Source organism: Pseudoalteromonas sp. 5Ae-yellow (assembly GCF_014077565.1).
Classification (GTDB): domain Bacteria; phylum Pseudomonadota; class Gammaproteobacteria; order Enterobacterales; family Alteromonadaceae; genus Pseudoalteromonas.
In genome coordinates this window covers 1-23,376 of the sequence record NZ_JACGWD010000070.1, presented here as the reverse complement: position 1 = coordinate 23,376, position 23,376 = coordinate 1, and the positions used below count along the sequence as shown (strand labels likewise).

Below are 23,376 nucleotides of genomic sequence, written 5' to 3'. Positions count from 1 at the left end.
GCCATTTACCCCTGAAGAATTACAAGGGGATGATTTAGATGGCGAGGCACCGGGAATAGCTTCTAGTCAGGCTGAGCAAGATTTAGCAAATGCGCTTATGACAGATGCTGATTTAGATGGTTTAGAAAATGATTTTGATGATGAGATTTTAATTGAAAATGATTTTTCTGAATTAGATGCTGAATTTGACGAAGATAGTTTAGATCAAGCGCTAACTGATGAGTTATCAGACGAATCGCAAGAGCAAACAAATGCAGAGCGCCAAGCACAGTTAACAAGCTTAGATGAAGTGGGTAGCACTGATATTAGCTCTGACGACGAACTTGATGAAGAGTTTATGTCAAATTTGACGCAAACTGATTTTGGTTCATTACTTAGTGAGTTAGCAGAGCCTGAAGAGTTAAGTGTTGATGACAGCAGTGAATTTGATGTTGACTTTGACAGCTTGTTAAAAGAAGACTTAGAGACAGATGACCCATTGACTACAAAAGAGTCACTTGTTGAAAGTAGTGATGTTGAGCAGTTTGATAATGATGAATTTGTAGATATTGATTCATTATTAGAAGAAAGTGACGACGCTGAACTTGAACATGAACCTTACACCGACGTTAATATGGATGTCGGTTTGAGTGAGTTTGATGCATTACTTGCCGGTGATAATCCGACGGATGTTGATGCTGAAAGTGGTGGCTACTCAGCTAAACTTGATTTAGCGCGTGCCTATATTGAAATTGATGATTTTGATTCTGCGCTTAAAGTCATTGAGGATGTCATTAACAAAGGTCCTGAAGAAGTTCAAGAGGAAGCACTTAGCTTAAAAGCTAAACTAAAATAAAATAATTAAAATGTTTATAAGAACCCGTATCTGGCTCAGCTAAATACGGGTTTTTTTATGTGTATTGGTTTGATTACGACAGGTCTCCTTTTATTGCATCGTTAGATAGCATAAAATGCCTCGTTCATTAGCACAGTAGGTAAAACGGTAATTATGCGAGTAGCACTTGGAGTTGAATACAACGGCGCACGTTACAGTGGTTGGCAGCGTCAATCACATGTAAATAGCGTACAGCAAGAAGTAGAAAAAGCGTTGTCGCGTATCTGTAATCATCCTGTTGAGGTTATATGTGCAGGGCGTACAGATGCTGGTGTGCACGGTACAGGCCAAGTAATACACTTTGAAACGCAAGCCGATCGCGATATGGTCGCATTTACACTAGGTATGAATACTTTAATGCCTAAAGATATTGCTATTCGCTTTGCCCAACCGGTTGCTGATGACTTTCATGCCCGTTTTAGTGCTACAGCTCGTCGTTATCGCTATGTTATTTATAACTCTCCCCTACGAGGAGCCGTATTAAACGAGGGTGTTACGCATTTTCATCATCATCTTGATGAAACAAAGATGCAAGAGGCGTGTCAATATTTAATAGGTAAACACGATTTTACCTCTTTTAGGGCTATACATTGCCAAGCGAATACACCGACAAGAACAATTCATCATCTGTCGGTACAGCGCCAAGGTACTTACGTTATTATTGATATTAAAGCGAATGCATTTTTACATCATATGGTACGTAATATCACAGGCAGCTTAATGGATGTTGGTTTACATAAACAACAACCTATATGGATAAAAGAGCTACTTGATTGTAAAGAACGCGCAAAGGCCAGTGCTACCGCTAAGGCCGCTGGTTTGTATTTAGTGGATGTTGACTACCCTGAGCAATTTAATATTCCTCAAACACCTTTAGGCCCTTTATTTTTGCCTGATATAGATGTGGTATAAGTACTTTTTATAAGCACTTTTAACTACTAAGACCAGTTTTTTATACCGCGTTAGTGTAATTCATGTTTTAATTGAAAAAATTTGTCTGCTAATTGCTATTAGTAGGCTCGCGACACAGAACAGTATTAAGAGAGTTGCAAATGAGTTGGCTAGAAAAAATCTTACCTAAAACGACAAAATCATCAGGTCGTAAAGAAATCCCAGAAGGTGTTTGGGCTAAGTGTACATCGTGTGATTCAATTTTATATAAAGCTGAATTAGAAAAGTCATTAAACGTATGTCCTAAGTGTGACCACCACATGCGTGTTAGTGGCCGTAAGCGCCTAGAGCATTTTTTAGATGAAGGTGATCGTCAAGAGCTTGGTACACAACATGAGCCTAAAGACATTCTTAAGTTTAAAGATTCTAAAAAGTACTCTGACCGTATCAGTGCAGCGCAAAAAGCAAGTGGTGAAAAAGATGCACTTGTAGCTATGAAAGGCCGATTAAAAGGTATTCCGGTAGCAGCGGTAGCATTTGAATTCTCATTTATGGGGGGGTCAATGGCTTCTGTTGTTGGCGCTCGCTTTGTTGATGCTGTTGATCAATGTTTAGAGCATAACATGCCGCTTATTTGTTTTTCTGCATCAGGCGGAGCACGTATGCAAGAAGCGCTTATGTCGCTTATGCAAATGGCTAAAACAAGCGCTGCACTTGCAAAAATGACTGAAAAAGGTCTTCCATTTATTTCAGTAATGACCGATCCAACAATGGGTGGTGTATCGGCATCACTTGCTATGCTGGGTGATATTAACGTTGCTGAACCTAAAGCGTTAATTGGTTTTGCAGGTCCTCGTGTTATTGAACAAACTGTTCGCGAAACATTACCAGAAGGTTTTCAGCGTAGTGAATTTTTGCTAGAACACGGTGCAATTGACATGATTATTGACCGCCGTGAAATGCGCGATACCCTTGCACGCATTTTAGCTAAATTTATGAACTTGCCTTCTACGGAACAAGAGCATAGAGTAGCGTAAATTTCAGCTTTACTGATTACACGCTATGACAAAATCAATTCCTAGCCAATCATCAAGCCTTGATGATTGGCTTTTTTATTTAGAAAGTGTTCACCCAGCTAACATTGCAATGGGGTTAGAACGAGTTACTAATGTTGCCAACAATATTGGCCTTTTAAACACCCCAAGTAAAATTATTCTTATTGCCGGTACAAACGGTAAGGGCACCACTGCACGTTGCTTAGAGTCGCTATTGCTAGCGCAGGGGTTTAGCGTGGGTACTTACGCATCTCCTCATTTAATTCGTTATAACGAGCGTGTACGAGTTAATGGCGAAGAACTGGCAGACCAATTCCATATAGATGCTTTTCACCAGCTTGAGCAAGGCCGTAAAGACACTCCTCTTACTTATTTTGAATACGGTACTTTGGGTGCGTTGGCAATTTTTAAACGCTGCAGCGTCGATTATGTATTACTAGAGGTGGGTCTAGGTGGGCGCTTTGATGCTACAAATATAGTAACTCCCTTTGCAAGCGTGATCACCACCATCGATTTAGATCATAAAGAGTACCTAGGTGATACACGAGAGTTAGTGGCTTATGATAAAGCCGGTATTTTTCGTGAAAATACGCCTGCTATTATAGGGGATTTAAATATTCCTCACACAATGACTGATTATGGCAAAGAAATTAATGCCAATATGACGTTGTCGGGCAGTGACTTTATTTTCAAAGAAAATGCTGAGAGCTTTAATTGGCAATATAAAGAACATAATCTTGAAATAGATAAGCCAGCAATACCATGTCAAAATGCAGCAACGGCGTTAACTGCACTAAGTGTTTTAAGCTTATTACCTAGTGAGCAAGTCATACGAAGTTGCCTCGCTAATTTAGTTGTAGAAGGGCGGTTTCAGCAGTTAAGTACTGAGCCTTTAGTCTTTACCGATGTAGCACATAACCCTGAGTCGGCACGTTATTTAGCCAATAAGTTATCAAGCTATAAAGATAAAGGCTTTAAAATTCATGCATTAGCCGCTATGCTTGCTGATAAAGATAAAGCAGGTGTACTTAAAGAAGTAAGTCACTTGGTCGATGAGTGGTCATTAGCTAGTTTAAGTGGCCCCCGAGGCGACACTGCAAGTAATTTACAAAATGCGCTGCAGGGTATATCTCATCATAATACTATCAATAGCTATGATAGTGTGGCACAGGCACTAAGTGTAATTTTACCAAAACAACAAAGTGATACTATGTTGATTGTATTTGGTTCATTTTTTACAGTGGCCGGCGCTATTAATTACTTTAAAAAATAGAGAGGATGTCGGTGAACTCAAGTTTTATTAATCGCTTAGTCGGAACAAGTATAGTAGTGATCGCAGCAATTGTGTTTATCCCTAATATACTCGATGGCGAAAAAGTGCATTATAAAGAAGGCTTTAAAGCGATTCCTGATAGCCCTGAGTTCAAAACAATCGATCTTCAAGAGTCAATTGATGAAAACATGGCTAATGCTGAACCACTAAAACAAGATGAAATTGAAGATATTCAAGCTGATGATGAAGCTTTTGAGCAGCAAAATGCTATGGATGAGAGTGACTACGCTGTAGAGAATAAAGTTGTTGAAGCGACTATTGAACCTAAAGCTACACCAATTACAAAAGCGCCTGTTCAAGCTAAACCAAAACCTATTGCGCCTCGTAAAAGTGATGAAAACCTAACAAGTATGGCTTACGTTATTCAATTAGGTAGTTTTTCACATGTTGCAAATGTAAAAGCATTACAGGCTAAATTAAAAATTGAAGGGTTTAAAACGTTTACTAAACCGATTAAAACCCCAAATGGGACGTTAACCAAGGTATTTGTTGGTCCTTCGCTTGATAAAAATGAATTACAAAAGCAGCTTCCCCAGCTGAAAGAGCTTACTAAATTGAATGGTAAAGTTACGCAATACGAAGTTACAAAATAATTATAAAGAGGCTTGTATCACAAGCCTTTTTTTATTTATTTATATTTGTTTTTATCATTATCTTTATCTCATAATACCCATTCTATAATGTTAATTTTTTGTATTGACTACAACCCAGTAATCTCCCGTTTAAACTTGCATACTAACGATGTTTGGGTATAGAATGCGCCCCAAATTAGCGACTAATTGGTTCTTATGATCTGGGTTGATTACGCCATTATTGGCATCATTGCATTGTCTACCATCATCGGTTTAATACGCGGCTTTGTAAAAGAAGCAATGTCATTAGCGGTATGGGCTGGCGCCTTTATCATCTCTAGCTTATTTTACCAATATTTAGCTTCCTTCCTAACAACCATTTCTGAACCCCTTTTAAGAAATGCTGCGGCCATAGCCATATTATTCTTTGCGACGCTACTGTTAGGCGGTTTACTAAACTATATTTTAGGTGAGCTTGTACATCGTACTGGTTTATCGGGTACCGACCGTGTTTTTGGCATAGTGTTTGGTGCTCTACGAGGCGTGTTGGTCGTGAGCGCGTTACTCTTCTTTCTTGATGCTTTTACTGGTGCACCCAATACGCACTGGTGGGGCAATTCTATTTTGATTCCAGAATTTGGCTTTGTAGTTGAATGGTTCTTTTCGTACCTAGAAAACAACTCGAGCTTTTTAAATTCAGTAAACCGTTAATCGGCGAGGATAAATTACATGTGTGGTATCGTTGGAATAGTCGGAACATCCCCTGTGAATCAGGCGATTTATGATGGCTTAACTGTTTTGCAGCACCGTGGTCAAGATGCCGCGGGTATCATTACCATTGAGAATAATACGTTTAGCTTACGCAAAGCAAATGGCCTTGTGAAAGATGCCTTTCACACCCGTCATATGAAACGACTACAAGGTACAATTGGCCTTGGCCATGTGCGTTATCCTACAGCAGGATCTTCAAGCTCATCTGAAGCACAACCTTTTTATGTTAACTCACCGTTTGGTATAGCGCTTGCCCATAATGGCAACCTTACTAATGCAGAAGCTTTAAAAGAGCAGTTATTCTCAGAAGCACGTCGTCACGTTAATACAACGTCAGACTCTGAAATTTTACTTAATATCATGGCACATGAATTAAGTAAGTCTGATAAGTTGCATTTAGACCCTGAAGATATTTTTACTGCGGTAACCGAAGTAAACAATAAAGTAAGCGGTGGCTATGCAACTATTGCTATGATTATCGGCCATGGCATTGTTGCTTTTCGCGACCCTAATGGTATTCGCCCACTTGTATTTGGTAAACGCGAAACCGAAAAAGGTACTGAGTACATGTTTGCCTCAGAAAGCGTTGCGTTGAAACCGGATGGTTTTGAGTTTGTACGTGATGTTGCACCTGGTGAAGCTATATATGTTACAGAAGAAGGTGAATTCCATTCACTTAGTTGTGCTGATAAGGCTTCTTACTCGCCGTGTATTTTTGAATTTGTTTATTTTGCTCGACCTGACTCAACAATAGACCGTATGTCTGTATACGCAACACGCGTAAACATGGGGACTAAACTAGGCGAAAAAATTGCACGCGAATGGGCAGACAAAGATATTGATGTAGTTATCCCAATTCCAGAAACTTCATGTGATGTAGCACTGGAAATTGCACGTGTACTTGATTTACCATATCGGCAAGGTTTTGTTAAAAACCGTTATATTGGTCGTACATTTATCATGCCCGGCCAAGAGATGCGTAAAAAATCAGTGCGTCAAAAGCTAAACGCAATTGATCGCGAATTTAAAGGTAAAAACGTATTATTGGTTGATGACTCAATTGTTCGTGGTACAACATCAGCACAAATTGTTGAAATGGCCCGAGAGTCTGGCGCTAAAAACGTTTACTTTGCATCAGCGGCACCTGAAATACGCTTCCCTAATGTGTACGGTATTGATATGCCTTCAGCCGCTGAGCTTATTGCTCACGGACGTGAAGTAGAAGATATTAATGCAAGCATAGGGTCTGACGGTTTAATCTTTCAATCGTTAAAAGATTTAATTGCTGCGGTTAGCCAAGAAAATCCTGAAATTACTAAGTTTGAAACCTCAGTATTTGATGGCCAATATATTACTGGCGATATTGATCAAAACTATTTAAATCGTATTGATAAGCTACGTAACGATTCAGCAAAAAGCACCCGCGAAAGTGCGATGTCTTCAGGTTTAGAGATACACAACCAAGACGAAAACGAAGCTGATTAATGGTTATTGATAAAAACTATTAAATATAAAAAAAGGAGCTAATTAGCTCCTTTTTTGCGAAGGAAAGAAAGGGAACATTTCTATCAAACACGACTTTTTATTAGGTAAACTTTATTAAGTAAACATAGGGCTAACAATCCCATTTGTCCAAAGCATCGCTGTTACAGCTAAAATAATAACCAGTAATATTAATCCACACGTTACTACCGAGCTGGCGTAAATAAAGCCACGCTCTTCGGGGATATGCATAAGTATAGGTACGCCGGTGTAGAGCAAATAGACCGAGTAAGTTAGTGCAATAATTCCAGCACAAACTACAAACCAAAGTACAGGCCAAAAAGCGGCGAGTGCCGACATAAACACTGGTGTTGCAGTATATGCTGCAAGTTCAAGTGTTTGTGTAAATGTAGGTTTAGAGCCAAATGTAACCGCCATCCAATGGGCTAAATACGCCAATGCAAAAACACCCGCTATTAAAGCAAAATACATTGCACCTGCAATTAGCAGTGCACTATCGTGCGTTAAAAATACGGGATTGCCTGCACCTATACTCCATCCTAAATAAACAGATGAGTAGTAGCCCATTATTGAAGGAAATAAAGCAATCAGTAAAATATGCGACAAACTATAGGTTAAACTTTCATGGCGATTATCTATTGTTTGCCATTCTTCAAGTGGGTGAGCATAAATGCCCCAGAGGTGATTTAGTATCATAGTACTTACTCCATAAAAGGAACGTATTATTGTTTTGGTTGGTTTATTTTTATACAGTCTATGTACAGTTATGGTTCACTTATTTTGCAAAGTCAAGTTAACTCGTTATTAACATTTAGACGCAGATAAGGGCTTTGATTTATCCCAAGCAAAATTTCGTGTTAAAATAACGGTCTATCAAATTTATTTAGTAATGAGCAGTCAACGTGCCACATAGCCAACTTTTAGAGCCGATTAATAACTTTTTATTGTGTACCACCCCAGAGCAATGGGTGGAGCAAGCAATTAAAAAAGAAAACTTATCAGTCATTTTAATAGATCACTTAATTTGTGAATTAAAAGCAGCTCAAAGTGCGATGTTTTTAATACGTAAATACGCGGTAGATAAAGAGGGTAGTGATGCATTACTCGAGTGGCTAAAGCCATTTGAAACGCTTATTTACAAGCGAGAAGGGAATTGGCGCGATCTGGCTGCTAAAAATAAGCTCACTAAATCAATAATTCCTAAATCGAGTTCTCCATACGGGCAAGGTCTAATCGATAAAATGGTTTTGCTGATAAAAGAAGAGCTGCATCACTTTTATCAAGTGCTCGAAATTATGGACGAGTACGGTGTTGAGTATCGAAGTATTACACCATGTCGTTACGCAAAAGGCATGCTCCGTCATGTTAAAACGTTCGAGCCCGATGCATTAGTCGATAAGCTAATAGTAGGCGCTTATATTGAGGCGCGTTCGTGTGAGCGTTTTGCAAAGCTTGCACCGCATGTTGATAAACGCTTAGGTGATTTTTATATTTCGTTGTTACGTTCAGAAGCGCGTCATTACCAAGATTATTTAACTTTAGCGCAAGAAATTGCTGATTTTGATATTACCGAACGCGTAAACTTTTTTGGTGAAAAAGAAAAAGAGTTAATTTCTACAACCGATACTGATTTTAAATTTCATAGCGGTATTCCTACTGTTTAAATACCCTCATTTTCTTTTAAAAAATTAATATACTCTGTTATTTTCTGATTGCTGAAATTATGTTTTTTCATAATTTTAGCAATGCGACCATTGTTAATTATTATATCAATTCCTCTATTAAATTTTTGTAAGTATTCTTTAGCCCTATAATTTGATTTAGAGACAACTACATATAGTTTATGAGAAGCAAGATCTGGCGATAAATACTCAATATTATCATCATCCAAATCTTCGGTTTTAGTGTTTTCAAGCCAATATTTTCCAACCTCTTTAGTACCCGCGACTAAATCAATACGCCCTTGTTGTAGTAAATATAAGCTTGTAGGAAGACTTTTAGTGGACGTTATTGCCAGATCCGTATTTCTAGCAAACTCTTGGCTTACAACGGCATTGTCTTCTATACCAATACTATAAGGAGTTAATGATTGAACTGTACCATCGAAATTAATAATACTTTCTTTTCGCTTAAAAACTCCTGAGTGAGCAACTGCAAGTGGACGGGAGTAGTAAAAAACTTCATTTCTTTTTAATGAATAAAAAGCACCTAAAATAGCTGTTTTTCTGTTTTTTTCTAATAGCTTTAAAGCGCGATTCCATGTCGTAAACTCGACTTCGCTATTAATACCTTGTGTTTTAAGTGCTGATTGGGCTATTTCATATAACCAACCATTATTGGGCAAGTTTTCGCTAAAATAGGGAGGGTAGTTTTCAGTAACAATTTGCCATGTTTGTTCGCTAAATACTTTTGTTGGAATGGCAATTACTACGATGAAAATTAACAGCTTAATCATTAAACCTCTCACTATTATTCAAATGTATAGATAAATAATAGTCAGAATTTTAAATTATGCGAAAGGCGTGCTAATTAATTCTTGTGATTGAGGGGTAACGACTAAATAAGAGCCTTGGGTGTACCAGTCACCTAGCACTGTGCGAGTAAGTGTTTGTTCATTAACTTTATACGTATGAACATTAGGGCGGTGAGTATGACCATGAATCATATTAGTAACGTTATGTTTAGCAAAGGTGGCAAGCACGGCTTCATCTACAACGTCTAAAATTTCGATAGGTTTATCAGCTTGGCGCAACTTACTTTTTTCACGGGCATTACGCGCTATTTTTTTACGATACCAAAGTGGCATTGCAAGCATTAGTTTTGGCCACCACCAACCACGGCTTTTTTTACGAAATTTTTGATACTCAGTATCTTGAGTGCACATTTCGTCGCCATGTAAAATAACGGTAGGCGTACCATATAAATCAATGACTGTTTGTTCATCGAGTAAAGTCATTGCGGCCATGTCTGCATATTGCTTGCGCATGATGAAATCACGATTGCCATGTATAAAATAAACAGGTGTCCCACCATCATTAACGGCGCTTAAATGCTTTGCTACATCGGCACTCAGCGCTGTAATGTAGTCATCTCCAACCCATACTTCAAAAAAATCACCCAAAATATAAAGTGCATCTACATCTTTATTTAGTATATGCGTATTTAAAAAGTCAAAAAATGCAGCGCTAATGTCGGGGCGGTTTTCGCTTAGGTGTAAATCTGCAATAAAGTAAGTTTGGCGAGTCATAGGTCAGTCTTTTCGATATAAATAAAGCGGGCGTATACACATTGCGTAAATGCCCGCTGATACTCCACATTACGTGGGTAAACTTACTATTAGCTAACAGTAACGCTTTCGATGATCACATCTTCAAGAGGCACGTCTTGGTGAAAACCAGTACTACCTGTTGCTACGCCTTTTATTTTATTTACTACGTCCATGCCTTCTACTACTTCAGCAAAAACACAGTAACCCCAGCCTTGCGATGTTTCGCTACTGTGGTTTAAAAAGTCGTTGTTGTTCACGTTAATGAAAAACTGTGCAGTTGCTGAATGAGGATCAGGCGTACGCGCCATTGCTAAAGTACCTATCTTGTTAGATAGGCCATTATTAGCTTCATTTTTAATTGGGTCGTTAACTTCTTTTTGTTCCATACCTGGTACAAAACCACCGCCTTGAACCATAAAACCATCGATTACACGATGAAAGATAGTGCCGTTGAAAAAATCAGCATTTGCATACTCTAAAAAGTTTTTAACAGTGTTTGGAGCTTCTTGCTCAAACATTTTAATGGTGATGTCACCAAAATTGGTGTGTAGAACAACCATGTGTTTTCCTATATCTGGTTTAAATATTGGCGCTATTTTATCGTAGTTGGCTAAGATTAACAAAGTAGATGTTTGGTTTGTTATAAAGCGCTAGAGCAGGGGCTTTTCAAGTGGTAACATAACTGTTCAAGTAAATAGTCAAGGACTCAAAGTAAATGGTAAATATATACAACACACTCACGCGACAAAAAGAGCAATTTAAACCTATGGTCGAAGGCAAAATCGACATGTATGTGTGTGGTATCACCATTTATGATTACTGCCATATTGGACACGCTCGTACTTTTGTTGGTTTTGACGTTATTGTGCGCTATTTACGTCATATTGGTTACGATTTAAAATATGTACGTAACATTACAGATATCGACGATAAAATAATTAAACGCGCAAATGAAAATGGTGAGTCAATAAACGATTTAACTGTGCGCATGACTAAAGCGATGCATGAAGATTTTGATAGCCTAAATATGCTACGCCCAGATATTGAACCAACAGTTACAAGCCATATGGATGAAATTATCGTTATGGTTAAGCGCTTGATTGAAAAGGGCCATGCCTATGTTGCAGCTGATGGCGATGTATTGTTTGATGTATCAACGTTTGAGCAATACGGTGCGCTTTCTCAGCAAGATTTAACTATGCTGCAATCGGGCTCTCGCGTTGAAGTAGCGCAAGATAAAGACGATCCACTTGATTTTGTGTTATGGAAAAAAGCCAAAGCAGGTGAGCCATCATGGTCATCACCGTGGGGTGAAGGGCGTCCTGGTTGGCATATTGAATGTTCGGCAATGAGCTCAAAACACTTAGGTGAGCATTTTGATATTCACGGTGGGGGGTCTGATTTACAGTTTCCACATCATGAAAACGAAATTGCCCAGTCGTGCTGTGCAAACAACGGCAAGTATGTAAATACATGGATACATACTGGCATGGTGCAAGTAAATAAAGAAAAAATGTCTAAGTCGTTAGATAACTTTTTTACTGTGCGTGAAGTTTTAAAAGCATACGATGCCGAATCTGTTCGTTACTTTTTAATTTCAGGGCATTACCGCAGCCAATTAAATTACTCGCAAGAGAATTTAGACCAAGCGCGCTCATCACTTGAACGCATTTATACAGCGCTTCGTGATGTCGTACCGGTAGAATGCGATTTAGAAGGCAATGAGTTTGTTGCTAAATTTAGAAAAGCAATGAATGATGACTTTAATACACCAGAAGCACTACCTGTGTTGTTCGAACTTGCTAAAGAATTAAACCGCGTAAAAGAAAGTGACGCAGGTCAAGCTGGCAAGTTAGCGTTTATACTGCGTAGCCTTGGTGAAGTGTTAGGCGTTGCTCAACAAGCACCGGAAGCTTTTTTACAAGGTGGGCAAGATGACGACGAAGTTGCGACAATTGAAGCATTAATTGTAAAACGTAATGAAGCACGTGCTAGTAAGGACTGGGCTGCTGCTGATGAAGCTCGCGATGCACTTAATGCATTAGGTGTAATACTTGAAGATTCAGCTGGTAAAACAACGTGGCGTAAAGCGTAAGCGTTTAAAGTAATTCAGGTCAAACTAAAAAAGGGTTGCCAAACGGCAACCCTTTTTTGATTTTTTAACAGCTTAGCTGTGATACTTTTCACACGCTTCAAGTGTGTTTTCAATTAAGCTTGCGACAGTCATCGGGCCAACGCCACCTGGTACAGGTGTAATAAAATGCGCTTTTTGTTCGGCCACACTGTATTGAACATCACCGACTAATTTACCCGTATCTAAGCGGTTAATGCCCACATCGATAACAATAGCGCCTTCTTTTATCCAATCTCCCGGTATAAATTCAGGTTTACCGACAGCCACAACTAATAAGTCAGCGCGGCGAACATGTGTTTCTAAGTCTTGAGTAAACTTATGACACACAGTGGTAGTACAACCTGCTAATAAAAGCTCTAACGACATTGGACGACCAACAATATTTGACGCGCCAACGACAACTGCATGCATCCCTTTATAACGTACACCCGTTGAATCAAGTAATGTAATAATACCTTTAGGCGTACATGGGCGAAGGGCAGGCATACGCTGTGCTAATCGACCAATGTTATATGGATGAAATCCATCAACATCTTTATGTGGGGTAATACGTTCTAAAATCTTTTCAGCATCAAGGCCTTTTGGCAGTGGTAACTGCACTAAAATCCCATCAACTTCGGCATCATTATTTAGCTCGTCAATTAAATCTAAAAGAGTTTGCTCTTGTGTGTCTGCTGGTAAATCAAATGATTTAGAGATAAAGCCAACTTCTTCACAGGCTTTACGTTTTGAACCAACATAAACTTGGCTTGCTGGATCAAGTCCAACGAGCACTACTGCAAGTCCTGGTGCACGTAAACCATTTGCTACACGTTCACTTACGCGTTCTGCTACAGCGCTACGTACTTGTTTTGCGATTGCCTTACCATCAATGATGTTTGCCGTCATGGGTGACCTTTAATTGGGGTTAATTAACTAGATACCGATACTCTAAAAACGAGTGCATAATAAAATAGGGGTAAAAATGCTAATAAAGAAAACATACTCTTTATATAACTCGTTTTATAATGTGCCTACTATTTTCGCAGAAAAGCATAGCAGCGCCAAGTTGCTTTTAATGTATATAACATTTGAGTTGTTAAATAGTTTAAATTTCAGCCTACTATTGTAATATTTAACCATTGTGCACTAAAAATGAGCACTTGATTGGTTTTATTAAAAAAACGTTTGACCTAACCCCGTCAAATCACTATTATGCACCCCGTTGTCAACGAGGTCACTCGCTAACAATAATAAGTTTCGGCGATTAGCGCAGTTTGGTAGCGCACTTGGTTTGGGTCCAAGGGGTCGCAGGTTCAAATCCTGCATCGCCGACCATTTTTATAATTTATTATAATCGAATAGCTTATTGGTAAACTATGAAGTTTTCGATGCGCCCATAGCTCAGCTGGATAGAGCAACGCCCTTCTAAGGCGTGGGTCGAAGGTTCGAATCCTTCTGGGTGCACCATTTGAAAACATGTAAATATAGCGGTGATTGTAGCTCAGTTGGTAGAGCCCCGGATTGTGATTCCGGTTGTCGTGGGTTCGAGCCCCATCAGTCACCCCATTTACAACGAATATCGGCGATTAGCGCAGTTTGGTAGCGCACTTGGTTTGGGTCCAAGGGGTCGCAGGTTCAAATCCTGCATCGCCGACCATTTTCTTAAAATGGTCTTATACTCTCAGTTTAAGTGTTCAGTATGAAAAAAGAAGTTAACTCTTCAATGTCGGCGATTAGCGCAGTTTGGTAGCGCACTTGGTTTGGGTCCAAGGGGTCGCAGGTTCAAATCCTGCATCGCCGACCATTTTCTTATCTAGTAAGAATAATAAATAAACTCCTCTAAGTTATAAATCTAAATTCGTTAGCCTTTAATTCTATTAAATAATTTGTATTTTATTCTATTCAATGCTCAGTTAGCCTGTTTTTTATTCAGTTAGTCTCTATAGTCCCTTATCTAGTCCAAATAATTGCCCCCTATACTCGACTATCATAAATATTAGGTTATAATGCCGCGTCTATTGTTTAACATAGTGCCCGAAGGGCAAAGCAGCAATGGTATCTCATGGTAGCGACGGATGCTTTTAAGTGTGAAAAACCGCTTAAACTTTATCAAGACTCATGCAGATCACTTTGTTTGTAAAGGAAGGCGAACAGTCGCCAAAATTGAATATTGAGGTAAATCATGCAAGTTTCTGTTGAGACGACCCAAGGCCTTGAGCGCCGTATAACTATCACCGTTCCTTCAGAGAACGTTGAGACCGAAGTAAAAAAACGCCTACAACAACTGTCAAAAACACAGCGTATAGATGGTTTCCGTGCTGGTAAAGTTCCAGTATCTGTAATTAACAAGCGTTTTGGCCCTGCAGTTCGTCAAGAAGTTGCTGGCGAAGTAATGCAACGTAATTTTTACGAAGCAATCGTTTCTGAAAAAATCAATCCAGCTGGCGCGCCTACATTCGCACCTAAATCACTTGAAGCAGGTAAAGATTTAGAGTTCTCAGCAACGTTTGAAGTTTACCCTGAAGTTGAAGTTCAAGGTTTAGATAAAATTACTGTTGAGAAACCAGCGGTAACAGTAACTGACGAAGATTTAGCTAACATGCTAGAAACACTTCGTAAGCAACACGCTGAGTGGGCTGATGTTGATACAGCTGCTGGCGAAAACGACCGTGTAACAGTTGATTTCGTAGGTACTATCGACGGTGAAGTATTTGAAGGCGGCAAAGCTGAAGACTTCCCATTAGAACTTGGCCAAGGTCGTATGATCCCAGGTTTTGAAGATAACATCGTAGGTAAAAAAGCAGGCGAAGAAGTAGTTGCTGATGTAACTTTCCCTGATGATTACCACGCTGAAAACTTAAAAGGTAAAGCGGCTCAATTCACTATCACAGTGAAAAAAGTTGAAGCGCAAGAATTACCAGAATTAAGCGAAGAGTTTGCAACTAAATTCGGTGTTACCGAAGGCGGCGTAGACGCGCTTAAAGAAGAAGTTAAAAAGAACATGACACGTGAGCTAGACCAAGCGGTTAAAGCAAGCGTTAAAGACCAAGCAATCAAAGGTCTTTTAGCTAACAACGAAATCGAAGTGCCTAAAGCACTAGTTGATCAAGAAGTTGATGCTCTACGTCAGCAAGCAGCTCAACGTTTTGGCGGCGACGCTCAAAACATGCCAGAGCTTCCTGCTGAATTGTTCCACGAGCAAGCTGTAACACGTGTTAAAACTGGCCTTTTATTAGGTGAAGTGATTAAAGCTAACGAGATTAAAGTTGATGACGCTAAAGTTGAAGCATTAATTGCAACGGTAGCTTCTGCATACGAAGATCCAACTGAAGTAGTAGAATACTACAAAGGTAATGATCAACTTATGCAGCAAATGCGTAATGTAGCAATGGAAGAGCAAGCTGTTGAAGCTATTTTAGCTAAAGCAGTTGTTACTGATGTTGAAAAAGCATTTGATGACATCATGAATCCACAGCAAGGTGCTTAATAAGTCATTGACTTAAGCTCTCGCTAACGATTAAATGGCTCGTGCTACTCTGTTTATACAGCGTGCCCGGGCCATTTTAGTTTTTGGCTCTAAATTTGCGAAAAACGATAACTATGCTTCCTTATAATAAGGATAAGTATAAGCGCATAAGGAATTAAATAAGTATGAATACTGGTATTACAGATCCCCTAAATGCATTGGTCCCAATGGTTGTTGAACAAACACCAAAAGGCGAGCGCTCGTATGATATTTATTCGAGATTATTAAAAGAGCGTATTATCTTTTTAACAGGTCAAGTTGAAGACAACATGGCAAATCTGATCTTAGCGCAAATGCTATTTTTAGAATCAGAGAACCCTGATAAAGATATCTTTTTATATATCAACTCACCAGGTGGTTCAGTAACTGCGGGTATGGCTATTTACGACACAATGAACTTCATCAAACCAGATGTAAGTACAATATGTGTAGGTCAAGCTGCAAGCATGGGTGCTTTTTTGCTTACTGCTGGTGCTAAAGGTAAGCGTTTTTGCCTACCAAACTCACGTGTGATGATTCACCAACCATTAGGTGGTTTCCAAGGTCAAGCATCTGACTTTGAAATACACGCTAAAGAAATTCTGTCTATTAAAGATAAGCTTAACCGCTTAATGGCTGAGCATACAGGCCAACCATTGGATATTATCTCTAAAGACACAGATCGTGATAACTTCATGAGTGCTTCGCAAGCTGTAGATTACGGTTTGGTAGACTCTGTGTTTACAAATCGCGACAAAAAGTAAGCGCTTGGTAAGCAGGACTACCTGTTTGCCACTTTGAGTTACTATGCGAAAACCAATAAATTTTGGTATAGTTAAAGCGTATTGAAATAGCCGCCAATAGTTTTGGTGGCCAACGTAATAAAATGAGGTAGCTGAATGTCTGACACTCCTACAGACGGCGACAAAAGTAATAAATTGTTATACTGCTCTTTTTGTGGCAAAAGCCAACATGAAGTGCGTAAATTAATTGCAGGCCCTTCAGTATACGTTTGTGATGAATGTGTAGAGTTGTGTAACGATATTATCAGGGAAGAGATCAAAGACATTGCTCCTAAGCATGATACGTCTGACAAACTACCTGTACCAAAAGAAATTCGTAAACACTTAGACGATTATGTTATTGGTCAAGATCATGCTAAAAAAGTATTGTCTGTTGCCGTTTATAACCATTATAAACGCCTACGTAACCAATCGACTAAGCAAGACATTGAATTAAGTAAAAGTAATATTTTGCTTATCGGCCCAACAGGTAGTGGTAAAACATTACTTGCAGAAACATTAGCGCGCCTACTTGACGTGCCGTTTACTATGGCCGATGCCACTACATTAACCGAAGCAGGTTATGTAGGTGAAGATGTTGAAAACATCATTCAAAAGCTTTTACAAAAGTGCGATTACGATGTTGAAAAAGCACAGCGCGGTATTGTCTACATCGATGAAATTGACAAGATTTCTCGTAAATCAGATAATCCTTCCATTACGCGTGATGTATCAGGCGAGGGCGTTCAACAGGCGCTACTTAAACTGATTGAAGGCACCGTTGCTTCTGTTCCACCGCAAGGTGGTCGTAAACATCCACAGCAAGAGTTTTTACAAGTAGATACATCTAAAATCTTGTTTATTTGTGGTGGTGCATTTTCAGGCCTAGATAAAGTAATTGAGCAACGTAGCCATAAAAACACCGGTATCGGTTTTGGCGTTAGCGTGAAAGAGTCTGCGGCGAGTCGTTCTTTAAGTGAAACATTTAAAGATGTAGAGCCAGAAGATTTAGTCAAATATGGCTTAATTCCTGAGTTCATAGGCCGTTTGCCGGTAGTGGCTACGTTAACAGAACTTGATGAAGCAGCTCTTGTACAAATATTGAGTGAACCTAAAAACGCGATTACTAAACAGTTTTCAGTATTGTTTGGTATGGAAGACGTTGAACTTGAGTTTCGCGATGATGCCTTAGCTGCAATTGCCCACAAAGCAATGGAGCGTAAAACAGGCGCACGTGGTCTTCGTTCAATTGTTGAAGGTGTACTACTTGATACTATGTACGAACTTCCTTCAATGGATGATGTAAGCAAAGTGGTTATTGATGAAACCGTTATTAAAGGTGAGTCAGATCCAATCTTGATTTATGAAAATAATAAACAAGATAAAGCTGCATCAGAATAGTTTTTAAGCTATTTGAATGGAAAAAGGAGCCTTAGGCTCCTTTTTTTATAATTAATTTAATCGAGTTAGGGAAAATTGTTGAACTTTAATTAGGTTATCCCCATATACTTGAGTAATCTTTAAAATAAATGAAGTGCGAAGAGAAACTATAATGACGCTTGAGAGAACCGACCGAGTCGAAATCCCAGTCCTTGCACTGCGCGATGTTGTGGTATACCCGCACATGGTGATCCCGCTTTTTGTTGGCCGTGAAAAATCAATAAAATGCCTAGAAGCGGCAATGGACAAAGACAAACAAATTTTCTTGGTTGCACAAAAAGATGCAACTGTAGATGAACCAGAGCAAGATGATATTTATCGTATCGGTACTATTGCCACTGTACTTCAGTTATTAAAATTACCAGACGGTACAGTTAAAGTTTTAGTCGAAGGTACACAGCGCGCACAAATTGAAGAATTTGTAGATAACGATGACTTTTTTGTCGCTAATGCTCAATTTATTGAATCTGATTCTGTAGATGAACAAGAGCAAGATATTTTTATCCGAAGCGCAATTAGCCAGTTTGAAGGCTATGTAAAGCTAAATAAAAAAATTCCACCTGAAGTACTAACTTCGGTTTCAGGTATTGATGAGCCAGCACGCCTTGCCGACACAATGGCAGCGCATATGCCGCTTAAAGTACCTGAAAAACAAAAAGTGCTCGAAATTTCAAGTGTCACAGAACGTCTTGAATATTTAATGGCACTAATGGAAGGCGAAATAGACTTATTGCAAGTTGAGAAGAAAATTCGTACCCGCGTTAAAAAGCAGATGGAAAAATCTCAGCGCGAGTATTACCTCAATGAGCAAATGAAAGCCATTCAAAAAGAATTGGGTGAGCTTGATGATGTGCCTGATGAATTTGAAGCGCTTAAAAAGCGTATTGAAGATTCTGGCATGCCTGATGAAGCTAAAGAAAAGGCAACTACAGAGCTCAATAAGCTTAAAATGATGTCGCCAATGTCTGCAGAAGCGACTGTAGTGCGTTCATACATAGATACATTAATTAATGTGCCATGGAAAAAACGCTCTAAAGTGAAAAAAGATTTAGCGGGCGCGCAAAAAATTCTTGATAGCGATCACCATGGCTTAGATAAAGTAAAAGAACGCATTATCGAGTACCTCGCGGTACAACAGCGTACTAATAAGCTTAAAGGGCCAATTTTATGTTTAGTTGGGCCACCAGGTGTTGGTAAAACATCGCTAGGGCAATCTATCGCGCGTTCAACTGGTCGTAAGTATGTGCGTATGGCATTAGGCGGCGTACGTGATGAAGCTGAAATTCGTGGTCATCGCCGTACATATATCGGTTCAATGCCAGGTAAGTTAATCCAAAACATGACAAAAGTGGGCGTTAAAAATCCATTATTCTTGTTAGATGAAATTGATAAAATGTCAGCTGACATGCGTGGAGACCCAGCATCAGCTCTATTAGAAGTGCTTGATCCTGAGCAAAACAGCCATTTTGCTGATCATTATCTTGAAGTAGATTACGATTTATCTGATGTTATGTTTGTAGCAACATCAAACAGCTTTAACATTCCTGGCCCATTACTGGATCGTATGGAAGTTATTCGCTTATCGGGTTACACCGAAGATGAAAAGCTAAACATTGCAAAAGAGCACTTAATTACTAAACAAGTAAAACGTAACGGCTTAAAAGAGTCTGAAATTGAAATAGAGGATAGTGCAATTATTGGCATTATTCGTTACTACACACGTGAAGCGGGTGTACGTAACCTCGAGCGCGAAATTTCAAAACTATGTCGTAAAGCAGTTAAAAATATCTTACTTGAAAAAGACACTAAAACAGTGACTATCAATCAAGATAACCTAGAAGACTTTTTAGGTGTGCAACGCTTTGATTATGGTAAAGCTGAAGACGGTGACCGTATTGGTCAAGTTACAGGCTTAGCATGGACAGAAGTTGGCGGTGATTTGCTAACAATCGAATGTGCGGCTGTACCAGGTAAAGGCAAGTTAACTTATACCGGTTCACTGGGCGATGTAATGCAAGAGTCGATTCAAGCGGCTATGACGGTAGTACGTAATCGTGCAGATACATTCCGCATAAATAACGACTTTTACGAAAAGCGTGATATTCACGTACACGTACCTGAAGGTGCAACACCAAAAGATGGCCCAAGTGCGGGTGCAGCAATGGTAACAGGTCTTGTATCTAGCTTAACGGGTAACCCTGTACGAGCAGATGTTGCAATGACCGGTGAAATTACGCTACGTGGTGAAGTACTTCCTATTGGTGGCTTAAAAGAGAAATTATTAGCAGCTCATCGTGGTGGAATTAAAACAGTCATCATTCCAAAAATTAACGAACGTGACTTAAAAGAGATCCCAGAGAACGTGCTGGCAGGTCTTGATATTCATCCAGTTACTTGGATTGACGAGGTGTTAAAGCTTGCTTTAGTGCATCCTGTTGAGAGTTTTTCGGTCGAAACACCTAAAAACCAAGAAAAAAGCTAAAAAAAGTGCTTTTTAGGGCTTTTCAAATCTAAACGGTATGATAAGTTAAGCACTGGTTTTCAAGCCTAGCCCTTATGGGGCGTAGGCTTAAGAAAAATATAATCATGTGAGCATTAAAAGTTTGCTCTAAAATTTTCAAAAAAGTGATGTTAGTTTAAAAAACCATCGCTCTTGATAATAACAATGAAAGAGGATGATATTGTGAATAAATCTCAATTAATCGATCAAATCGCAGCTGATGCTGACATTTCTAAAGCGGCTGCAGGTCGTGCACTAGATTCATTCATCGAATCTGTATCTGGCGCGCTAAAAGAAGGCGACTCAGTTGCACTTGTTGGTTTCGGTACTTTCTCAGTACGTGACCGTGCTGCACGTTCAGGCCGTAACCCGCAAACTGGTGAAACAATCCAAATTGCTGCTGCAACTATTCCTGCTTTTAAAGCCGGTAAAGCGCTTAAAGACGCAGTAAACTAATCACTGTTTTAAACACATTAGTTATGGCGAGTGTAAAGTTACTGATTCACCACAACAGATGAATTAAGTAACTTTACCGCCAGTTACTTCAAGTGAAAAAGCGTATCTGGTAAGATACGCTTTTTTTACATGTGACAAGGTAAAATACCTTGATCAAAAAGAGATAAACAAATGCTTGAGAAAATCAGAGAAGGTTCGCAAGGACCTGTAGCCAAAATAATTTTAGGCGCGGTGATTTTATCTTTTGCCTTAGCAGGGATCGGTAGTTACTTAGGTCAAACCACAGAACAACCCGTTGCTGAAGTAAATGGAATTAAAATTAGTCAAACCGATTTTAACCGTGCTTACCAAAATGAACGAAGCCGTTTAGAGCAACAATTTGGTGAATACTTTACACAAATTGCCGCTGATCCAAATTACATGGCGCAAATTCGCCAAGGTGTAGTTGACCGCTTAGTACAACAAGAATTGCAATCACAGCTAGCGGCTGATTTAGGCCTTCGCGTAAGCGACGAAAGTGTACGTAAAACAATTTTAGAACTACCGTACTTTCAAATTGGTGAAAAGTTTAATAACGATCGTTACTTACAAGTAATTCGTCAAATGAACTTTCAACCAGATGCTTTTCGTGAATACTTACGTAAAGATATGACACGTAGTCAGGTAGTATCTGCTGTTGCAGGTACAGACTTTGCACTAGAGAGCGAGCTTAAAAGCGCAATCGCTCTGCAGCAGCAAACTCGAAGCATTGATTACTTAGTTATTAATAAAGAAGCACTTGCCGCGAACGTAGAAGTATCAGAGCAAGAAGTGTCTGATTACTACGAGCTAAACGCATCACAATTTTTATCTCCAGAGCTTATCTCAGTAAGTTATATTGAGCTTAAAGCATCAGATATTAATGTTGAATCGGTAACCGAGGATGACGTTAAAGCGTATTACGAGCAAAATAAAGCACAATACGTTGAGCCAGAAAAGCGTCGCGTATCACATATCTTAATTGATAACAGTGAAGACAATGACGCAGCAAAAGAAAAAGCCAATGCACTTCATGCACAACTAGAACAAGGTGCAGACTTTGCTGAGTTAGCAGAATCATCATCTGACGATATCGTTAGTGGCGAAATGGGCGGCGATCTTGAATGGATAGAACGTGACGTAATGGACCCTGCATTTGAAGACGCGACTTTCGCACTTCAAAACAAAGGTGACATTTCTGAGGTTGTTGCTTCTGAGTTTGGTTATCACATAATTAAACTTACAGACATTCAACCACAACAAGTTAAAGCGTATGACGATGTTAAAGCTGACTTACGTGCTGAACTAGAACAAGCTGAAAAAGTAGATGCATTTTACGAAAAGCAAACTGAAATGGGTGCACTTGCATTTGAAATTTCAGACCGCTTAGACGATGCTGCAGAAGTTGCTGAAGTGGAAGTTAAATCTACGCCTCTTTTAGCACTTAATGCTCTTCCGGAGCCGTTAAACAGCCCTGCAGTTGTAACAGCACTAACATCAGTTGATTTACTTGAAGATAAAGTAAACTCTGAAGTTATTGAGCTTGGTGAGGAGCATGCAATTATTGTTCGTATTAACGAGCATAAAGCTGCTGCTACTAAACCGCTGGATGAAGTAAGCGAGCAAATTAAAGCGCGTTTAGTTAATGAAAAATCATCAGAGCTTGCTAATGAAAAAGCGCGTAGCTTATTTGCAGAAGTACAAGCAGGTAAGAGCTTAAATGATGTAGCGAGCGAGCAAAGCTTAACTGTTCGTCAAGAAGCGCAGTTAACACGTCAAAGCTATACTGTTTCACCTGCTATTGTGACTCAAGCATTCAAAATGGCTCACCCAGCAGACTCTGCGATAGTTGAGCTTGTTAATTTAAATAATGGTGATGCAGCAATTGTTGCGCTTAAGTCGGTAACAGATGCACAAGTTGCAGCTAATATTGATCCTCAAGCAAAACAAAGCATTACTATGGCGCAAGCTAATAAAAACTACATGGTGTTTATTGAAGCGCTGAAAGCAAATGCTGAACTTAACTTACCAACGGCTACACAAACTGTTGAATAATTAATTTTAGCTCATAAAGAAAGGCGCTTTTAAAGCTGTCTCTTATACACAAATCCCTGCTAAGAAATTAGCGGGGATTTTTTTGAACTAAATCTCAATGTCATGATCAGATCTTGTTTGAGGGCACATTATGATTAACGAACATACTCATTGGGCAAAACAACAATTCGGTAAATCGGACTTAGGTGATCCAAGAAGAACAGCGCGTCTGGTAAAGTTAGCATCAACGCTTGCAAA

The 23,376-nt window shown here is 39.3% G+C and carries 21 protein-coding genes and 5 tRNA genes; 21 read left to right on the top strand and 5 right to left on the bottom strand.

Annotation, left to right across the window (positions count from 1 at the left end; translation table 11 throughout):
• The 7 genes from H4J63_RS16305 to purF form a co-directional block, all read left to right on the top strand.
• On the top strand, positions 1 to 835 hold an 835-nt coding region (locus H4J63_RS16305; protein ID WP_310734721.1), incomplete at its 5' end, for a FimV/HubP family polar landmark protein.
• Between the two features lie 153 nt (positions 836 to 988).
• A complete protein-coding gene (gene truA / locus H4J63_RS16300; RefSeq protein WP_007584098.1) occupies positions 989 to 1,786 on the top strand; it encodes a tRNA pseudouridine(38-40) synthase TruA in 798 nt (265 codons plus the stop codon).
• Positions 1,787 to 1,926: 140 nt separating this feature from the next.
• Positions 1,927 to 2,802: an acetyl-CoA carboxylase, carboxyltransferase subunit beta gene (accD, locus tag H4J63_RS16295; protein ID WP_007376856.1), complete on the top strand. Its 876-nt coding sequence runs from the start codon at positions 1,927 to 1,929 to the stop codon at positions 2,800 to 2,802.
• Between the two features lie 25 nt (positions 2,803 to 2,827).
• Positions 2,828 to 4,093 carry a bifunctional tetrahydrofolate synthase/dihydrofolate synthase gene (folC, locus tag H4J63_RS16290; RefSeq protein ID WP_182197518.1) on the top strand — a complete coding sequence of 422 codons (1,266 nt, stop codon included), beginning with the start codon at positions 2,828 to 2,830 and terminating at the stop codon, positions 4,091 to 4,093.
• A gap of 11 nt (positions 4,094 to 4,104) precedes the next feature.
• A complete protein-coding gene (locus H4J63_RS16285) occupies positions 4,105 to 4,746 on the top strand; it encodes an SPOR domain-containing protein (RefSeq protein ID WP_182197517.1) in 642 nt (213 codons plus the stop codon).
• A gap of 195 nt (positions 4,747 to 4,941) precedes the next feature.
• A complete protein-coding gene (locus H4J63_RS16280; protein WP_007376853.1) occupies positions 4,942 to 5,436 on the top strand; it encodes a CvpA family protein in 495 nt (164 codons plus the stop codon).
• Positions 5,437 to 5,454: 18 nt separating this feature from the next.
• Positions 5,455 to 6,981 (top strand): amidophosphoribosyltransferase, encoded by a 1,527-nt coding sequence (purF, locus tag H4J63_RS16275; RefSeq protein WP_007580920.1) that lies wholly within the window; start codon positions 5,455 to 5,457, stop codon positions 6,979 to 6,981.
• A gap of 114 nt (positions 6,982 to 7,095) precedes the next feature.
• Here purF and H4J63_RS16270 read toward each other — a convergent pair whose 3' ends face one another.
• The gene (locus H4J63_RS16270; RefSeq protein WP_182197515.1) at positions 7,096 to 7,695 is read right to left on the bottom strand and encodes a Yip1 family protein; all 600 of its coding nucleotides are present in this window, start codon (positions 7,693 to 7,695) and stop codon (positions 7,096 to 7,098) included.
• A 206-nt stretch (positions 7,696 to 7,901) separates the two neighbouring features.
• On the opposite strand from H4J63_RS16270, the gene miaE reads away from it, so the two are divergent.
• Entirely contained in the window at positions 7,902 to 8,663 is a 762-nt protein-coding gene (miaE, locus tag H4J63_RS16265) for a tRNA isopentenyl-2-thiomethyl-A-37 hydroxylase MiaE (protein WP_182197514.1), read from the top strand.
• On the opposite strand, the gene H4J63_RS16260 is transcribed toward miaE, so the two are convergent.
• The 3 genes from H4J63_RS16260 to H4J63_RS16250 all read right to left on the bottom strand — a co-directional run bounded on the left by H4J63_RS16260 (position 8,660) and on the right by H4J63_RS16250 (position 10,827).
• Entirely contained in the window at positions 8,660 to 9,454 is a 795-nt protein-coding gene (locus H4J63_RS16260; RefSeq protein ID WP_182197513.1) for a transporter substrate-binding domain-containing protein, read from the bottom strand. The two genes, miaE and H4J63_RS16260, sit on opposite strands and share 4 nt — an antisense overlap.
• A gap of 54 nt (positions 9,455 to 9,508) precedes the next feature.
• A complete protein-coding gene (locus H4J63_RS16255) occupies positions 9,509 to 10,246 on the bottom strand; it encodes a UDP-2,3-diacylglucosamine diphosphatase (RefSeq protein ID WP_182197512.1) in 738 nt (245 codons plus the stop codon).
• A gap of 89 nt (positions 10,247 to 10,335) precedes the next feature.
• A complete protein-coding gene (locus tag H4J63_RS16250; protein ID WP_002958350.1) occupies positions 10,336 to 10,827 on the bottom strand; it encodes a peptidylprolyl isomerase in 492 nt (163 codons plus the stop codon).
• A 155-nt stretch (positions 10,828 to 10,982) separates the two neighbouring features.
• Between H4J63_RS16250 and cysS the strand changes: the two genes are divergently transcribed.
• The gene (gene cysS, locus H4J63_RS16245; RefSeq protein ID WP_182197511.1) at positions 10,983 to 12,362 is read left to right on the top strand and encodes a cysteine--tRNA ligase; all 1,380 of its coding nucleotides are present in this window, start codon (positions 10,983 to 10,985) and stop codon (positions 12,360 to 12,362) included.
• 72 nt (positions 12,363 to 12,434) lie between these two features.
• On the opposite strand, the gene folD is transcribed toward cysS, so the two are convergent.
• Entirely contained in the window at positions 12,435 to 13,289 is an 855-nt protein-coding gene (gene folD, locus H4J63_RS16240) for a bifunctional methylenetetrahydrofolate dehydrogenase/methenyltetrahydrofolate cyclohydrolase FolD (protein ID WP_002958348.1), read from the bottom strand.
• Positions 13,290 to 13,641: 352 nt separating this feature from the next.
• Between folD and H4J63_RS16235 the strand changes: the two genes are divergently transcribed.
• The 12 genes from H4J63_RS16235 to H4J63_RS16180 form a co-directional block, all read left to right on the top strand.
• Positions 13,642 to 13,718, top strand: a tRNA-Pro gene (locus H4J63_RS16235).
• A gap of 55 nt (positions 13,719 to 13,773) precedes the next feature.
• A tRNA-Arg gene (locus tag H4J63_RS16230) sits at positions 13,774 to 13,850 on the top strand.
• Positions 13,851 to 13,873: 23 nt separating this feature from the next.
• Positions 13,874 to 13,949, top strand: a tRNA-His gene (locus H4J63_RS16225).
• Positions 13,950 to 13,963: 14 nt separating this feature from the next.
• Positions 13,964 to 14,040, top strand: a tRNA-Pro gene (locus H4J63_RS16220).
• 70 nt (positions 14,041 to 14,110) lie between these two features.
• Positions 14,111 to 14,187: transfer RNA gene (locus tag H4J63_RS16215), tRNA-Pro, on the top strand.
• 378 nt (positions 14,188 to 14,565) lie between these two features.
• Positions 14,566 to 15,870 carry a trigger factor gene (tig, locus tag H4J63_RS16210; protein WP_024600100.1) on the top strand — a complete coding sequence of 435 codons (1,305 nt, stop codon included), beginning with the start codon at positions 14,566 to 14,568 and terminating at the stop codon, positions 15,868 to 15,870.
• 164 nt (positions 15,871 to 16,034) lie between these two features.
• Positions 16,035 to 16,652, top strand: a complete 618-nt coding sequence (clpP, locus tag H4J63_RS16205) for an ATP-dependent Clp endopeptidase proteolytic subunit ClpP (protein ID WP_002958346.1) — start codon at positions 16,035 to 16,037, stop codon at positions 16,650 to 16,652.
• Between the two features lie 135 nt (positions 16,653 to 16,787).
• The gene (gene clpX, locus H4J63_RS16200; protein ID WP_002958344.1) at positions 16,788 to 18,071 is read left to right on the top strand and encodes an ATP-dependent protease ATP-binding subunit ClpX; all 1,284 of its coding nucleotides are present in this window, start codon (positions 16,788 to 16,790) and stop codon (positions 18,069 to 18,071) included.
• A gap of 151 nt (positions 18,072 to 18,222) precedes the next feature.
• On the top strand, positions 18,223 to 20,592 hold the full coding sequence (gene lon, locus H4J63_RS16195) for an endopeptidase La (RefSeq protein WP_182197510.1): 2,370 nt from the start codon (positions 18,223 to 18,225) through the stop codon (positions 20,590 to 20,592).
• A 183-nt stretch (positions 20,593 to 20,775) separates the two neighbouring features.
• Positions 20,776 to 21,066: an HU family DNA-binding protein gene (locus H4J63_RS16190; RefSeq protein WP_157823336.1), complete on the top strand. Its 291-nt coding sequence runs from the start codon at positions 20,776 to 20,778 to the stop codon at positions 21,064 to 21,066.
• 171 nt (positions 21,067 to 21,237) lie between these two features.
• Positions 21,238 to 23,139 (top strand): SurA N-terminal domain-containing protein, encoded by a 1,902-nt coding sequence (locus tag H4J63_RS16185; protein ID WP_182197509.1) that lies wholly within the window; start codon positions 21,238 to 21,240, stop codon positions 23,137 to 23,139.
• Positions 23,140 to 23,269: 130 nt separating this feature from the next.
• Positions 23,270 to 23,376, top strand: a 107-nt coding sequence (locus tag H4J63_RS16180; protein WP_182197508.1) for a transposase DNA-binding-containing protein, incomplete at its 3' end; no start/stop codon positions are given.

Excerpts from the sequence above, each read along its gene's own strand:
- truA (WP_007584098.1), top strand. The coding sequence starts at position 989 with ATGCGAGTAGCACTTGGAGTTGAATACAACGGCGCACGTTACAGTGGT.
- accD (WP_007376856.1), top strand. The coding sequence starts at position 1,927 with ATGAGTTGGCTAGAAAAAATCTTACCTAAAACGACAAAATCATCAGGT.
- folC (WP_182197518.1), top strand. The coding sequence starts at position 2,828 with ATGACAAAATCAATTCCTAGCCAATCATCAAGCCTTGATGATTGGCTT.
- H4J63_RS16280 (WP_007376853.1), top strand. The coding sequence starts at position 4,942 with ATGATCTGGGTTGATTACGCCATTATTGGCATCATTGCATTGTCTACC.
- purF (WP_007580920.1), top strand. The coding sequence starts at position 5,455 with ATGTGTGGTATCGTTGGAATAGTCGGAACATCCCCTGTGAATCAGGCG.
- H4J63_RS16270 (WP_182197515.1), bottom strand. The coding sequence starts at position 7,695 with ATGATACTAAATCACCTCTGGGGCATTTATGCTCACCCACTTGAAGAA.
- H4J63_RS16260 (WP_182197513.1), bottom strand. The coding sequence starts at position 9,454 with ATGATTAAGCTGTTAATTTTCATCGTAGTAATTGCCATTCCAACAAAA.
- H4J63_RS16255 (WP_182197512.1), bottom strand. The coding sequence starts at position 10,246 with ATGACTCGCCAAACTTACTTTATTGCAGATTTACACCTAAGCGAAAAC.
- H4J63_RS16250 (WP_002958350.1), bottom strand. The coding sequence starts at position 10,827 with ATGGTTGTTCTACACACCAATTTTGGTGACATCACCATTAAAATGTTT.
- cysS (WP_182197511.1), top strand. The coding sequence starts at position 10,983 with ATGGTAAATATATACAACACACTCACGCGACAAAAAGAGCAATTTAAA.
- folD (WP_002958348.1), bottom strand. The coding sequence starts at position 13,289 with ATGACGGCAAACATCATTGATGGTAAGGCAATCGCAAAACAAGTACGT.
- tig (WP_024600100.1), top strand. The coding sequence starts at position 14,566 with ATGCAAGTTTCTGTTGAGACGACCCAAGGCCTTGAGCGCCGTATAACT.
- clpP (WP_002958346.1), top strand. The coding sequence starts at position 16,035 with ATGAATACTGGTATTACAGATCCCCTAAATGCATTGGTCCCAATGGTT.
- clpX (WP_002958344.1), top strand. The coding sequence starts at position 16,788 with ATGTCTGACACTCCTACAGACGGCGACAAAAGTAATAAATTGTTATAC.
- lon (WP_182197510.1), top strand. The coding sequence starts at position 18,223 with ATGACGCTTGAGAGAACCGACCGAGTCGAAATCCCAGTCCTTGCACTG.
- H4J63_RS16190 (WP_157823336.1), top strand. The coding sequence starts at position 20,776 with ATGAAAGAGGATGATATTGTGAATAAATCTCAATTAATCGATCAAATC.
- H4J63_RS16185 (WP_182197509.1), top strand. The coding sequence starts at position 21,238 with ATGCTTGAGAAAATCAGAGAAGGTTCGCAAGGACCTGTAGCCAAAATA.